8 protein-coding genes, 2 tRNA genes and 3 rRNA genes are annotated in these 15,907 nt (G+C 41.3%); 7 read left to right on the forward strand and 6 right to left on the reverse strand.

Features of this window, described 5'->3' with window-relative positions; genetic code table 11:
• Nucleotides 1–54 precede the first annotated feature (54 nt).
• The 6 genes from AC3ITD_RS12410 to AC3ITD_RS12435 form a co-directional block, all read right to left on the reverse strand.
• Nucleotides 55–1,035, reverse strand: coding sequence for an acyl-ACP desaturase (locus AC3ITD_RS12410; protein WP_056851446.1), 981 nt, complete (start codon nucleotides 1,033–1,035; stop codon nucleotides 55–57).
• Between the two features lie 540 nt (nucleotides 1,036–1,575).
• Nucleotides 1,576–1,687 (reverse strand): 5S ribosomal RNA (rrf, locus tag AC3ITD_RS12415).
• A gap of 137 nt (nucleotides 1,688–1,824) precedes the next feature.
• A 23S ribosomal RNA gene (locus AC3ITD_RS12420) occupies nucleotides 1,825–4,701 on the reverse strand.
• A gap of 363 nt (nucleotides 4,702–5,064) precedes the next feature.
• Nucleotides 5,065–5,138: transfer RNA gene (locus AC3ITD_RS12425), tRNA-Ala, on the reverse strand.
• A gap of 13 nt (nucleotides 5,139–5,151) precedes the next feature.
• Nucleotides 5,152–5,226 (reverse strand) — tRNA-Ile (locus AC3ITD_RS12430).
• Nucleotides 5,227–5,407: 181 nt separating this feature from the next.
• Nucleotides 5,408–6,927: ribosomal RNA gene (locus AC3ITD_RS12435) — 16S ribosomal RNA — on the reverse strand.
• Together the 16S, 23S and 5S rRNA genes with 2 tRNA genes alongside form the textbook arrangement of a ribosomal RNA operon.
• Nucleotides 6,928–8,234: 1,307 nt before the next feature.
• Here AC3ITD_RS12435 and AC3ITD_RS12440 point away from each other — a divergent pair.
• From AC3ITD_RS12440 to recN, 7 genes are all read left to right on the forward strand, one after another.
• Nucleotides 8,235–9,179 carry an outer membrane protein assembly factor BamD gene (locus AC3ITD_RS12440; RefSeq protein ID WP_265800860.1) on the forward strand — a complete coding sequence of 315 codons (945 nt, stop codon included), beginning with the start codon at nucleotides 8,235–8,237 and terminating at the stop codon, nucleotides 9,177–9,179.
• Nucleotides 9,180–9,186: 7 nt separating this feature from the next.
• Nucleotides 9,187–9,513: a DNA-directed RNA polymerase subunit omega gene (locus AC3ITD_RS12445; RefSeq protein ID WP_025145617.1), complete on the forward strand. Its 327-nt coding sequence runs from the start codon at nucleotides 9,187–9,189 to the stop codon at nucleotides 9,511–9,513.
• 77 nt (nucleotides 9,514–9,590) lie between these two features.
• Nucleotides 9,591–10,787 carry a bifunctional phosphopantothenoylcysteine decarboxylase/phosphopantothenate--cysteine ligase CoaBC gene (gene coaBC / locus AC3ITD_RS12450; protein ID WP_489360130.1) on the forward strand — a complete coding sequence of 399 codons (1,197 nt, stop codon included), beginning with the start codon at nucleotides 9,591–9,593 and terminating at the stop codon, nucleotides 10,785–10,787.
• Nucleotides 10,784–11,677, forward strand: a complete 894-nt coding sequence (gene porD, locus AC3ITD_RS12455) for a type IX secretion system protein PorD (protein ID WP_265800865.1) — start codon at nucleotides 10,784–10,786, stop codon at nucleotides 11,675–11,677. The genes coaBC and porD overlap by 4 nt, the downstream gene beginning before the upstream one ends.
• 285 nt (nucleotides 11,678–11,962) lie before the next feature.
• Nucleotides 11,963–12,298, forward strand: a complete 336-nt coding sequence (locus tag AC3ITD_RS12460) for a BlaI/MecI/CopY family transcriptional regulator (protein WP_489360132.1) — start codon at nucleotides 11,963–11,965, stop codon at nucleotides 12,296–12,298.
• A gap of 83 nt (nucleotides 12,299–12,381) precedes the next feature.
• A complete protein-coding gene (locus tag AC3ITD_RS12465) occupies nucleotides 12,382–14,163 on the forward strand; it encodes a M56 family metallopeptidase (protein ID WP_489360134.1) in 1,782 nt (593 codons plus the stop codon).
• A 94-nt stretch (nucleotides 14,164–14,257) separates the two neighbouring features.
• Nucleotides 14,258–15,907, forward strand: coding sequence for a DNA repair protein RecN (recN, locus tag AC3ITD_RS12470; protein WP_489360136.1), 1,650 nt, complete (start codon nucleotides 14,258–14,260; stop codon nucleotides 15,905–15,907).

A 15,907-nucleotide genomic window follows, 5' to 3' on the forward strand; every position in this document is an offset into this window, starting at 1 on the left:
ACAAAAAAGAGTTCTTCTTTAGGAAGAACCCTTTTAAAAATATATTTATATCATTTAGCCTGCAATCCAGGTAAACTTATAATCCATAGTTGGATTTTTCATACGCTCAGCAACACGTAACAAACGAGAAGGTAGAGCCATAATATAATCACGAGCCTTTTCACCCGCATCATTTAAATCACGCATCCCCTCTATTTTCCAATCTTCAATCAGCGATTGCATGATTTCAACGTAATCAACAGCCGTATAAACACCTAAACGTTGTGCCGCATCAGTAAAATGACCGAAAGTTTGTCCAATTTTTAAACCAACCTCACGTAAAAAGTGAGCGGGCATTACAATCTTCTTACGCATCATGTCTTCAAAGGCAATCATAGCTTCATTCGGATCAACCTCAAAAATACGATTCATGAAGTCTTTATAAGCCTTAGCATGTCTCGCCTCGTCAGAGGCAATGGTTCCACACATTTTAGATAGCAAAGTATCGCCATCTTTTTTAGCCAAAGATGCCACACGTCTATGTGAAATATTAGTAGCCAACTCCTGAAAAGAAGTATAAATAAAATTACGATAAGGGTCATGTCCTGTACCGATATCAAAACCATCTGCAATCAGATATTGAGTAGAAATCTCCATCTGGCGCATATCCACCCTGCCCGACAAATACAAATACTTATTTAACAAGTCACCATGACGATTTTCTTCAGCGGTCCAGTGTCTGTTCCATTTCATCCATCCGCCATCTTCTTTCATACTTGGCCCCTGAACCATGGCTAACCACGATTCATAGGTAGGTAAAGCTTCTTCGGTGATGGTATCACCAACTAAAACTGCTACTAAATCGTAAGATAAATCTTTGGCATTCTCCCTTAAAATCCTTATGTCCTGATAAAAGTTTTCACTCGTAGAATCAGGAAGAAAATCTGATGGTTGCCAATTGGTGTCAATTGGTTTAAGATAGGTTTCCATCATATCAAGCATATATTTTTCAATATGCACCATTACTTCCCTTCTTTTATCTGCAAAAAAACTCATTATACGTGTTTATATATTGTTGTGTCAAAGATAGCCAAATATTATGGCAAACTACAGGTTAATAACACATTTACAACGATTCAGTTTCAAAATCATTGGAAAAAGGTGCCTATAAGTTGTTTTTGGAAAAGAACAGGGCAGTTTCATTTGTTCTTCATCCCCACTGTTCCTTCAATCTTTTTGTTTTAGGGTATATTGGCTTTGAGCGGTAGCGGTATAAAGAGGATCTTCGCACCATTAGGTTTATCAAACTTAGGGTGGGTGTTTCATCTGTCGGGCCTGATTTCCCGCAGGTATTCAAATTAGTCCACCCAGCTATATCACCTATATGCCCTCCTATGGCTCAACAACTCCAGGCAGACCTGTGATTATGTAGCCATTAAACCAATAAAACGATAGTAGCATTCTTTAAAGACAGTTGCTCTCTGTTCCTTATTCATTATTCTTTTCTCCCCATGGATTACAGAAACGGTTATAAACGAGGAAACCCCATCAGCTGTTGCTGATGGGGTTCTCGTTAATGCCCTATTGGGCTTTAAGATTTGGCACCGACCTACTCTCCCACGTGTTACCGCAGTACCATCGGCTCTGGTGGGCTTAACTTCTCTGTTCGGAATGGGAAGAGGTGGACACCACCGATATAGGCACCTAAATGTTTTTAAATAAGTCTTGAGTTTTAAGTATTGGGTTTTACGTTTTTGAACGTACCACCCACAGCTTATCACCTACAACCTAAATGACATATTATTGAAAGAAGTTATCTTAGAAGAACAAACAACAGTCTGTTTGCTTTGAAAGCTTCGGATGATTAGTACTACTCGACTGTGCTGTCGCCAGCTTTACATCTGTAGCCTATCAACGTAGTAGTCTTCTACGGTCCTATATGGAATTCTCATCTCGTGGCTAGTTTCGCACTTAGATGCTTTCAGCGCTTATCTATTCCCAGCGTAGCTACTCTGCAATGCCCCTGGCGGAACAACAGATTCACTAGAGGCTAGTCCAACCCGGTCCTCTCGTACTAAGGTCAGCCCCACTCAAAATTCCTACGCCCACAACAGATAGGGACCGAACTGTCTCGCGACGTTCTGAACCCAGCTCGCGTGCCACTTTAATCGGCGAACAGCCGAACCCTTGGGACCTTCTCCAGCCCCAGGATGTGACGAGCCGACATCGAGGTGCCAAACCTCCCCGTCGATATGAGCTCTTGGGGGAGATCAGCCTGTTATCCCCAGCGTACCTTTTATCCTTTGAGCGATGGCCCTTCCATGCAGAACCACCGGATCACTATATCCGTCTTTCGACCCTGATCGACCTGTATGTCTCACAGTCAAGCAAGCTTATGCTATTGCACTCCGCGTACGGTTACCAAGCGTACTGAGCTTACCTTTGAAAGCCTCCGTTACCTTTTTGGAGGCGACCACCCCAGTCAAACTACCCATCAAACAATGTCTCCCGACAGGCGGGATTAGACACCGAATACAGAAAGGGTGGTATTTCAACGTTGGCTCCACGACGCCTAGCGACGCCGCTTCAAAGCCTCCCACCTATCCTACACATCCTGTATCCAATGTCAATGTTAAATTGTAGTGAAGGTGCATGGGGTCTTTCCGTCCCGTTGCGGGTACCCGGCGTCTTCACCGGGACCACAATTTCACCGAGCTCATGGCTGAGACAGCGCCCAGATCGTTACACCATTCGTGCAGGTCGGAACTTACCCGACAAGGAATTTCGCTACCTTAGGACCGTTATAGTTACGGCCGCCGTTTACTGGGGCTTCGATTCAATGCTTCTCCTTGCGGATGACATCCCCTCTTAACCTTCCAGCACCGGGCAGGTGTCAGGCCTTATACCTCATCTTTCGATTTTGCAAAGCCATGTGTTTTTGTTAAACAGTCGCCTGGGCCTTTTCACTGCGGCTGACATTGCTGCCAGCGCCCCTTCTCCCGAAGTTACAGGGCCATTTTGCCGAGTTCCTTAGCCATGATTCACTCGAGCACCTTAGAATCCTCTTCCCGGATACCTGTGTCGGTTTGCGGTACGGGTTTTTATAACCTGAAGCTTAGCGGTTTTTCTTGGAAGTCTGATTACCTGCGCTATCCACTCACCCGAAGGCTTGCGGTACTATCGACTTTCAGCTAGATCGGCGGATTTGCCTACCGTTCCATTACCTACTGTCTTTAACGATCTATTCCGTCAGATCGCGGCAGTGTCACTACTCCGTCCCCACATCGCAGTTATAAAAAGTACTGGAATATTAACCAGTTGTCCATCGAATTTCCCCTTCGGGTTCTCCTTAGGTCCCGACTGACCCTGATCCGATTAGCGTTGATCAGGAAACCTTATCCTTTCGGTGGGCGGGTTTCTCTCCCGCCTTATCGTTACTTATGCCTACATTTGCTTTTCTAGAAGCTCCAGCACCCATTACCAGATACCTTCGCTGCCGCTAGAATGCTCCCCTACCGATATATTTCAATCCCATAGCTTCGGTGTACAATTTAATGCCCGTTTATTATCCATGCCCGATCGCTCGACTAGTGAGCTGTTACGCACTCTTTAAATGAATGGCTGCTTCCAAGCCAACATCCTAGCTGTCTGTGCAATCGGACCTCGTTAGTTCAACTTAACTGTAACTTGGGGACCTTAGCTGATGGTCTGGGTTCTTTCCCTCTCGGCGCGTGACCTTAGCACCCCGCGCCTCACTGCAGATCATATTTCATAGCATTCGGAGTTTGTCTGGATTTGGTAGGATTTGACTCCCCCGCACCCAATCAGTAGCTCTACCTCTATGAAACTTAATATCCACGCTGTTCCTAAAAACATTTCGGGGAGTACGAGCTATTTCCCAGTTTGATTAGCCTTTCACCCCTACCCACAGATCATCCGGAAACTTTTCAACGTTTATCGGTTCGGTCCTCCAGTACGTGTTACCGCACCTTCAACCTGTCCATGGGTAGATCACAAGGTTTCGCGTCTACCCCCTCTGACTATACGCCCTGTTCAGACTCGCTTTCGCTTCGGATCCGTGCCTGAAGCACTTAACCTTGCCAGAGAGGAGTAACTCGTAGGCTCATTATGCAAAAGGCACGCCGTCACACCACTTGGATGCTCCGACCGCTTGTAAGTACACGGTTTCAGGTTCTATTTCACTCCCCTGTTCGGGGTTCTTTTCACCTTTCCCTCACGGTACTGGTTCACTATCGGTCTCTCAGGAGTATTTAGCCTTACCGGATGGTGCCGGCAGATTCCCACAAGGCGTCTCCGACCTCGCGGTACTCAGGATACTGCTAGACTAGCATTCTATACGTGTACCGGGCTATCACCGTGTATCGCTGGGCTTCCCATCCCATTCCACTTCTGTTTGCTAATGCCACGTTGCAGTCCTACAACCCCACCTATGCCGTAACATGGATGGTTTGGGCTCTTTCCCTTTCGCTCGCCACTACTCAGGAAATCATTGTTATTTTCTCTTCCTCTGCTTACTTAGATGTTTCAGTTCGGCAGGTTTGCTCATTATATGTGACTGGTCTTCAACCAGCCGGGTTGCCCCATTCGGAAATCTTCGGATCAATTCCTATTTGCAAATACCCGAAGCTTATCGCAGCTTATCACGTCCTTCATCGCCTCTGAGAGCCAAGGCATCCCCCGTGTACTCTTTATTACTTTCTTCTACTCATATGCCTTTTGCGCCATATGGTATGCTTTTTTTGCTCTTGTTATGATGTCTCATGCTTATCGGTCCCTTGCGGTTCCTTTAAGCGAGCACAAACACAACAGTCGCCTATTGTTGTTTGCTCTTCTTTTTTAACTTCTTCCAATATGTCAAAGAACTTTATTAAGGTACAGCGCTGAGGGTATAAAGGTTCAGGGTTTAATGTCCCCCGGACCAAGCCTATAGCCTATTCCTTATTAGTCAAAAACCGCGGTCTCGAACCGTTTCATATACCTTCCATATATGTGCCCCATGGCGTTTCTTTTTTCTTTCAGTCTGTCAATGATGACCACCGATCCCGGTGATGTATTTTCTTGATGTGGAGAATAACGGAGTCGAACCGTTGACCTCCTGCGTGCAAGGCAGGCGCTCTAGCCAGCTGAGCTAATCCCCCAGGATTATTAAAGTAGTCCCGTCCAGATTTGAACTGGAGACCCCTACATTATCAGTGTAGTGCTCTAACCAGGCTGAGCTACGGGACTGTGCTTTTCGGTTCGGCATTCTTCGCGGTTAGTATATTACCGCTACCGCTCCCTTTGCTTTACCTAGCTTTCGTTCCGATGGCCCTATCGTTGAGGACAACCGTCATTTCTTCTGGGTGTTTCTTCTTTTTTTCTCTTTTGAAATATCATGTTGCGCAGTGAGTAGTCAACTCCACTCCAGAAAGGAGGTATTCCAGCCGCACCTTCCGGTACGGCTACCTTGTTACGACTTAGCCCCAGTTATCGGTTTTACCCTAGGACGCTCCTTTCGGTTACATACTTTAGGTACCCCCAACTTCCATGGCTTGACGGGCGGTGTGTACAAGGCCCGGGAACGTATTCACCGCGTCATTGCTGATACGCGATTACTAGCGAATCCAACTTCATGGGGTCGAGTTGCAGACCCCAATCCGAACTGTGAATGGCTTTGTGAGATTCGCATCATATTGCTATGTAGCTGCCCTCTGTACCATCCATTGTAGCACGTGTGTAGCCCCGGACGTAAGGGCCATGATGACTTGACGTCGTCCCCTCCTTCCTCTCTGTTTGCACAGGCAGTCTGTTTAGAGTCCCCACCTTAACGTGCTGGCAACTAAACATAGGGGTTGCGCTCGTTGCGGGACTTAACCCAACACCTCACGGCACGAGCTGACGACAGCCATGCAGCACCTAGTTTCGTGTGATTGCTCACTGATCCATCTCTGGATCATTCACTAACTTTCAAGCCCGGGTAAGGTTCCTCGCGTATCATCGAATTAAACCACATGCTCCTCCGCTTGTGCGGGCCCCCGTCAATTCCTTTGAGTTTCACTCTTGCGAGCGTACTCCCCAGGTGGAACACTTAACGCTTTCGCTTAGCCGCTGACTGTGTATCGCCAACAGCGAGTGTTCATCGTTTAGGGCGTGGACTACCAGGGTATCTAATCCTGTTTGATCCCCACGCTTTCGTGCCTCAGCGTCAATAAGACCATAGTAAGCTGCCTTCGCAATCGGTGTTCTGAGACATATCTATGCATTTCACCGCTACTTGTCTCATTCCGCCTACCTCTAGTCCATTCAAGCCCATCAGTATCAAGGGCACTGCGATAGTTGAGCTACCGTCTTTCACCCCTGACTTAACAGGCCGCCTACGCACCCTTTAAACCCAATAAATCCGGATAACGCTTGGATCCTCCGTATTACCGCGGCTGCTGGCACGGAGTTAGCCGATCCTTATTCCTTCGGTACATTCAGCTAGATACACGTATCTAGGTTTATTCCCGAATAAAAGCAGTTTACAACCCATAGGGCAGTCTTCCTGCACGCGGCATGGCTGGTTCAGAGTTGCCTCCATTGACCAATATTCCTTACTGCTGCCTCCCGTAGGAGTCTGGTCCGTGTCTCAGTACCAGTGTGGGGGGCCATCCTCTCAGATCCCCTAGTCATCGTCGCCTTGGTGGGCCGTTACCCCGCCAACTAGCTAATGACACGCATGCCCATCTCCATCCCATAAATGTTTGATCATTGGATAATGCCATCCTGTGATTTTATGCGGTATTAATCCGGATTTCTCCGGGCTATCCCCCAGATGAAGGTAGGTTGCATACGCGTTACGCACCCGTGCGCCGGTCTCAAAGAAGCAAGCCTCTTCTACCCCTCGACTTGCATGTATTAGGCCTGCCGCTAGCGTTCATCCTGAGCCAGGATCAAACTCTCCATTGTAAAATGTGTTGTAAGATTCTGACCAGTTTTAACTATCGTTAAAAATAGTCTTCTTTTGTTTTGTCCGTTGGACATTGACTTTAAAATGTAATAAGGAACTCTGTACTTGAATTCGTACTTCATTACCCCACTACGCATCATTGACATCTCTTTTAAGAACTTATCGACTATCGCCTCACGGCATGTCTTTATATATCGTCTCGCTTCAGTTGGGCGTGAGTCTTGATCGTCTCTCCCCTGTTTCCGCTCGTCTCAATCTTTTTGTTTCCCGTCTTCCGCGACATCCGCCGCTCGACTTTTTCTAACCCTTCCTTTCGGTTGGGAGTGCAAAGGTAGAAAACTTTTTCGAACTTCCAAATAAAATAATTTTTATTTTTTCGTCCCCGTTTTCTTTCTGCTTTTCAATTCTCCGCTCTTTCAGGCGGCTTCCCGTTTCTTCCGAACCGGGCTGCAAAGGTAGCGATCTTTTTCTTTTCCGCAAATTTATTTTAAAGTAAATTTTTGGCCTTTTCCACTCTCATCTATCAACCAACCGGCTTTTCAATGCAACCGTTTCCTCCGAAGCGGGATGCAAAAGTAGAAAAAAATCCGCTCCCGGCAAATATTCAATCCCCTTTTTTCCATCCTTTACTGTAAACGCCTGTTTTTCAAGCCGAAAATTTTTAGGGAACGCCAAAACAAAAAGGGCGATCGAGTGTAGCCCCCCCGAGAAGCACACCTATAGGACACTTGATAAACTATTAGACTAGTGGAAATACTTTGCTAAATTCGATAACCGTTTGCACTGTTTATTTTTTTTGAACCATAGAAATAGAGAAAATACAGGTTTTTTTAAGGGATATAAGGTGTTACAGGCCTTATGGCAGTCATTGTGTTCTGACTTTAGTCCATGAGTTCTTAGTTTCAGGAACCATAGAGATATATAGGACATATAGACTGGATGGCGCTTTGCTGGTTAGCGACTAGGCCGGAGTGGTATCGTGATTTTTGGTTTGATGGATGAAATATGGTGACTTCTTGCAAACGTTGCGCCAGGTAAAGCCGATCAAAGTAGAAAAGCCCTCATTGCAGCAGGCAACGAAAGCACGAATTTCTAAAGAAATCGTTTTAAATAGAGAAAAGGATTAAAGTTCCAGGCAATTGGGAACAGCGCTTTCAAAAATGAATATGTAAAGGATATATTATAGGAATAGAACTAATGCGTATGTTAAAAATTGTTAACTATATATATGTAGTGGGTTGTATTGCATAGCTTAGCGGCGAATTGTTTTTATTGATGTTATCGTATTATTATTTATCTTTGCAGAATGTTTAAAGTTAAACACTTAATTATTTTAGTATTTGTTGCCGCATTGGGTATTGCGGGTTGTAAAAGTCGGTTTGAGAAATTGAGGGCGAGTAACGACGTTGCTAAAAAATATCAGGAGGCACTTCGTTTATATAATAAGAGAGATTATAGTAAAGCATTGGTACTTTTTGAAGATCTTTCGCAGAAATATCGTGGGCGTGCAGAAGCAGAAGATCTAAACTATTATTATGCTTATACTTTATATAGATTAAGCGATTATACAACTGCCAGATATCAGTTTAAAAGTTTTGCAGATACTTATCCCGCTAGTAAAAATGCTGAAGAGGCCCGCTATATGGGTGCTTATTGCTACTACTTGGAATCCCCTGCTTTTTCATTAGATCAAGAAAACACTTATAAAGCGATTGATGCATTGCAATTATTTATCAATTTGTACCCAACGAGTGATCGTGCCGCTGCTGCAGGTAAATACATTGCGACATTGCGTGGAAAATTGGAAGATAAGGCTTTTGAGAATGCCAAAATGTATCTGACTACTGGCCCAAGTAATGTTGATAATTACAGAGCTGCTGTTATCGCTTTAAAAAATGCGCAGCGAGATTATCCAGATATTAAGTATGCAGAAGAGATGGATTTTCTCATGATAAAAGCTCAGTATCTGTACGCAAAAAACAGCTACATTATTCGCCAGGAAGATCGTTATAATGAGGCCATAGAACTATATACAGAATTCACGGAGAACCATCCTGAAAGCAAATTTACTAAAGAAGCGAAGCAACTTAAACAAGATGTTGAGGATGGCATTGCTACTAGCAAACAAGAGCTGGCTTTATATGCGGCTGACCAAGAAAAATATAAGCAAATGTTGATTAGAACTGGTAGATTAAAAGATACCGTTTCTTTAAAACCAACTACTGCGGATAACACGAATATTAAAAATTAATTAATACATGAATACTAACAAACCTGCTGTACCGAACACTACAGTGACTAGAAACGTTCACGATTTAGATAAAACTACAGATAACTTATATGAATCTTTAGTGGTAATTGCCAAAAGAGCAAATCAGATTTCTAACAACGTTAAAGAAGAGCTTCACGGTAAATTGGCAGAATTTGCATCGAGCAACGATAACTTAGAAGAGATTTTTGAAAACCGTGAGCAAATTGAAATCAGCAAGCACTATGAGCGTATGCCAAAGCCTGTTTTGGTTGCAATTGATGAATTTTTAAACGAAAAAATTTATCACAGAAATCCTGCTAAAGAACAAAAATAATTAGCGAAGAGCAAGGAGCATAGCGCTTTCTTAAGCATGTTTAGTGCTCTAAGTCTAAGCTTTATGCCAAACAGTTCATGCTAAAAAATAAAAATATTATCCTTGGCGTTTGCGGTAGCATTGCAGCTTATAAGTCGGCCATTCTGGTCCGATTACTGGTTAAAGCTGGTGCAAACGTTAAGGTTATTCTCACCCCCGATGGCGCAAATTTCATTACGCCACTTACCCTTGCTACGCTTTCTAAAAACCCTGTTTATACCCGATACTTCGAAGAGGAAACTGGTGTTTGGAGCAATCATGTTGAACTTGGCTTGTGGGCTGATCTAATTATTATCGCACCTATTAGTGCGAATACGTTGGCAAAACTTGCTTCGGGCATTTGTGATAATTTGCTAACTGCCGTGTATCTTTCTGCAAAATGTGATGTTTACGTTGCACCTGCAATGGATTTAGATATGTGGAAACATGAAAGTACACAAACCAACATTTCAAAAATTTCTAGCTTTGGCAATACAGTTATTTCTCCTGGTAGTGGTGAATTAGCCAGTGGACTTTACGGTGAGGGAAGAATGGCGGAACCGGAGGAGATTATTTCTTTTCTTGATGAATCGATTAAAGCTTTTCAGCCTTTATATGGTAAAAGAGTAATGGTTACCGCCGGCCCAACTTATGAAGCTATTGACCCCGTTAGATTTATCGGAAACCATTCGTCGGGTAAAATGGGTTTTGCTTTGGCTGATGAGTTGGCAAACCTTGGTGCCGAGGTGACACTAGTTGCCGGACCAACCGCACAAGAATCATCAAAAGATTTAAAAAGAGTGGATGTAGTAAGTGCAGAAGAAATGCTGAACGCCTGTATGTCAATTTCTCCAGCTATGGATATCATAGTAATGTGTGCAGCTGTTGCTGATTATCGTCCAAAAATGGTTGCTAGCCAAAAGATTAAAAAGCGAGAATCTGACTTGAATTTAGAACTGGAAAAGACGGTTGATATTTTGGCGACTTTAGGAAATAATAAAAAAGACAATCAGATTTTAGTTGGATTTGCATTGGAAACCAATGATGAAGAAAACTATGCTAAAGGTAAGTTGGAAAAGAAAAATCTGGACTTGGTAGTTTTGAATTCACTAAACGATAAAGGTGCAGGATTTAAATCTGATACGAATAAAATTACTATTTTTAACAAAGCATTAGAGCGATCTGTTTACGAAATGAAATCGAAAACAGCTGTAGCTAAAGACATTTGTGCTGCTATTTTGAAAATTTCAACATGATAAAAAAAATTGTTTGGATATTGCTATTGATGGGTTTGGGGAAAGTGCAGGCACAAGAACTAAATGCGAGAGTAACAGTTTTGGCTCCTCAGGTTTCAAATATGAGTAAGCCCACGCTGGAAGCATTGCAAAGAACAATTCGTGATTTTTTAAACAATAATAAATTTAGTAGCGAAAGTTACAAACCGCAGGAACGAATTGATTGTAGCTTCGTAATCACAATTAACTCTTGGGACGGTGGGTCTGGATACATAGCCGAGGCACAAATTCAAAGCAGCAGACCGGTTTTCAACAGCTCGTATAACAGCACTTTATTGAACATGAGTGACAAGAATTTTGATTTCAGTTACAATGATGGTTCTACGATTGATTTTTCGGATCAGAATTATATTTCGAACATTAGTGCACTTCTATCCTATTATGCCTATACCATTATCGGATTAGATAAAGACAGCTTTTCAAAATTGGGCGGTAATAATTACTTCAAAAAAGCACAAAATATTATCAACCTTGCTCAAGCCTCTGGTAATACAGGATGGAAGGCGGCAGATGGTTTGCGTAACCGTTTTTGGTTTAATGAAAACGTACTTAATCCAGTTTTCAGCGAATTGAGAGCTTTTATTTATGCCTATCACTTAAATGGTTTAGATCAACTTACAGACAACGATAAAGGCCTAACACAAATTGTCTCTGCACTACCTGCTTTACAACAAATGGACAAACAGAAGTTGGGATCTATCTTTCCAAACGTTTATTTTGCTTCCAAGGCTGAAGAAGTAACCAATGTATTATCAAAGCTGAATACTCAAGAACGTATGAAGGCTTATAACATGCTTGCTGAAATAGATCCAGCAAATATTGGTAAATACGAAGGCTTGAAAAAAAATTAATACTGTTTCATCTTCCCAAATCTTTAGTTGAGTAATACTTGCCCATGCTTTGGTGCATATCAGTGGTGTGTTTTTGATTGAATTCTAACTAAAGATGCAACACTTTAAACTTTCCTGCGTCTTATGTCCAAGTGAGGCTTCTAGCTTTCCGGTTATTCCCCGATTTGAAAAATAAAATTCGTAAAATATTTTGAATATACGAATATCTTCGTACATTTGATTACGAAATAATTCGTAGAACGGTAACATATGGCGCATAGCAACATCAAACCCACAGAAGGCGAAATGGAAATTTTACAAGTACTTTGGCAAAAAGGTTTGGCTACAGTAAGAGAGGTGCATGAAGCTTTGAATAAAAAAGATTCTGGTTATACCACCACTTTGAAATTAATGCAAATTATGCATGAGAAAGGCCTGGTAGAAAGGGATACTAATCAAAAGACACACATCTACAAAGCTATTGTCAGTAAAGATAAAACTGAGAAACAAATGGTGAGCAAGATGATTGATAATGTATTTAATGGTTCGGCAGCTCGGTTAGTCATGCAGGCATTAGGTAACCACAGTGCTAGTTCCGATGAGATTGATGAAATTAAAAAATATTTAGATGGCCTTAAGTAAGGCAAAGTTGAAGGGGGACGATGTAGGGTTTAGATCCCTAAAATTTATCAGCGAAAAGATCAACAAGAAATAAAACCACCATTATGGAAACTTTATTACAACAATTTATCAAAGCATTTGGTTGGAGCATTTTAAATTCACTCTGGCAAAGCGCTCTTATTTACGGAGTGTTGTTTATCATCCTAGTAAGTATGCCAAAAATGGCTGCAAGATATAAACACAATTTGGCTTTCGGTTCTATCGTATTAATGTTCATCGGCTTTGTGTACAATTTCTTGAGCAAAATCACATTTAATACTCCAAAAGAAGCAATCAGTAGTAATGTTGAAAGAGTACAGCTTTACCAATATTTCAATAATCTCCCTCCCAGCGTTAGTAGCAAGGCAGAGCAATACTTCCCTATGGTTGCAGCTTTCTACATTATCGGAATCTTTTTACAACTTTTTGTAATTAGCAAAGGTTATCATCAGCTTGCTAAATTTAAGAAAGATAGCTTAAGTGCTATCCCTGTAAGTTGGAAAATAATATTTGACGAAGTTATCCTGAAACTTCAAATTAATAAAGCTGTCAGATTCCAGTTGTCATCAATTGTGAATGTTCCGTTAGTAATCGGCTATTTAAAGCCGGTAGTTTTATTTCCGGTGGCATTAGTGAATCAGTTGGATAATGATCAGGTTGAGGCTATTCTTATCCATGAATTATCCCATATCAGAAGAAATGACTACTTACTTAACCTAATTAAAACTGGAATTGAAACGTTGCTGTTTTACAATCCCTTTGTGTGGATGGCGGGGAGATTTATCCACATTGAACGCGAACATGCCTGCGATGACCTTGTTCTGAAATTAACTGGCAAGCCTCTAAATTATGCTCACGCGCTACTTAAGTTAGAGCTTTTAAAGGATAAAAGCAGTCCGGCATATGCTTTAGCAGCAACGGGAAAGACGCAAAATTTATATCAACGTATAAAACGAATCACGAATATGAAAACGAATTATTTAAATGTTAAACAGCAGATGGCAGCGCTAACTTTGGGAATTGCATGCTTATTTTCTATCGCATGGATTAATCCAGCAACAACGAAAAAGGTAAATAAAACCATGATTAGAAAACAAATGGTTGCTATCACTCATAATCAAGAAAATTTAAAAACTATTGTTTGCCTTGATACGACTAAAAAGCGCAAGATTAAAATAGTTATGATAGATGCCAATGGTAAAAAAACGGAATATAACTCCGTAAAAGAAATGCCGGACAGTTTAAGGAGAGATTTTTATAAGGATGAAGTTTTCTCAGGAAATACGGTTTTTAGAATGAACATTGATTCTGGACTTGGGTTTAAAGATTCATTGTTCCAAGCTAAAATTTATAAAAAATTCAATTCGCCAGAGGCACAAGCGAAATGGAAAAAATTTGGTGAAGATGTAGCAAAACAGTACAACTCGCCAGAGGCTCAGGCAAAATGGAAGAAATTCGGCGAAGATATCGCGAAAGAATATAATTCTCCAGAAGCACAAGCTAAATGGAGAAAGCTAAGTGAAGATATGATTGATAAAATGAACAATCCTGAGTTCAGGGCACAACTTGATCATGCTCGGATTAGAAGCTTAAAAGGGATTGATCATACTAAATTAGCTGAGCTAGCAAGAATTAATTCTGACTCATTGTTTACCAATATGAATAACAATATTGCATTTGGAATGGATGGAACATCCATTTATATGAATCAAAACTCAAATACTAATACTAATAAGGTCAGACAAACAAAAGAGTATAAAAGGTTGAAGCAAAAATTCGACAATGAAGTGAAAGAGCTTAAAGAAAAAATGGAAAAAGCGGAGCGTAAGGAAAGAAAAGAGAACTAAACCAAACATGGAAATATTAAACGGCGAAGATTATTCTTCGCCGTTTTTGTTTTTAGGCATTTGTTAAATAACTTTTTTTAATTTCGTACTCTGTATGCTACAAAAACTTTCTATTCGTAATTACGCATTAATCGATAGTTTGGATATCGAATTTGATAAAGGTTTAAATATTATCACTGGTGAAACAGGTGCTGGTAAATCGATCATTCTAGGTGCGCTGTCATTGATACTGGGTCAGCGGGCAGAGAGCAAATACTTTTTTAACCAAGATAAAAAATGCGTTATTGAAGGTGTTTTTGCATTGGCTGATGAACATTTAAGAGAAATTTTTGAAGAAAACGACTTAGACTTTTCAAACGAGAGCATTTTAAGAAGAGAGATTTCGATTGATGGAAAAACAAGATCGTTTATAAACGATACGCCGGTTAACCTATCCATTCTGAAGCAAATTGGCGAAAAGTTAATCGATATCCATTCACAACATGCCACGCAAGAGATTAATGATACCGATTTTCAATTGCTTATTGTAGATTCTTTGGCTAATCATAAAGCTCTATTATTTGAATACCGAAACGGTTTTAAAAAATTAAAGCAAGACAGCAGCCGTTTAAAAAAATTAATTAGTGATGCTGACGAGGCCCGAAGCAAACAAGATTATGAACAGTTTTTGTTTAACGAGTTAGAACAAGCTAACTTAAAAGAAGGCGAGCAAGAAGATTTAGAACTTGAGCTGGAGAAACTTACTCATGCCGAAACGATAAAAAGGGCTTTACTTAATTCCGGTGCCTTGCTAAATGAAAGTGAACCTTCGGCAATGCAAATATTAAAGGAAGCTCAGCTGCAATTACAAGGAATAGAGAAGTTCGATCCCGCTATCAATATACTTTTTGAGCGTTTAAAATCATCGATAATCGAAATTAAAGACATTGCAGATGAAGTTTCGAGCTTGGAAGAAAATACTGTACACAGCGCTGATCGTTTAGACATAATCAATCACCGACTGGACCTATTTTATTCCTTACAACAAAAACATCGCGTAAGTAACAATAATGAGCTATTGGCTATTCAAAGCCAATTGGAAAATAATTTAAATCAGTTGTTAAGTTCTGATGAAAACATTGAAAAACTTCAAAAGGAAATTGAACAACTTAAAATTGATCTTACGAAGCAGGCAACTCAACTGAGTTTAAACAGAAAAAAAGCCATCAAAACAGTTGAAAATCAAACCAGCGATACTTTAAAAAAAGTGGGTATGCCAAGTGCCAAATTGGCTTTAACACAACAACAAGCAGAATTAGGCAAAGATGGGCGCGACGAGATCAACTTACTATTTTCTGCAAATGCTGGTCAAGCCCCTGCTCCGGTAAATAAGGTAGCCTCTGGAGGAGAATTATCACGGTTGATGTTGGCCATTAAAGCTTTGCTTGCTCAACACACTTCCCTACCGACAATAATTTTTGATGAAATTGATACGGGAATTTCCGGAGAAACGGCACTAAAGGTGGGCGAAGTAATATCCGCACTTGGAGGAAATATGCAGGTAATTTCCATTACTCACCTACCGCAAATTGCGGCCAAAGGTAAATCTCACTATTTTGTGCATAAAAATGAAGCGGGAGGAAAAACCACCACTGGCATTCGTAAACTAAAACAAGAAGAAAGAGTAGCAGTTATAGCAGAAATGTTGAGTGGTAAAAACCCAGGGGCATCGGCAATTGAGAATGCCAAGGATCTTTTGGGATAG

Source organism: Pedobacter sp. KH_004, from assembly GCF_057840755.1.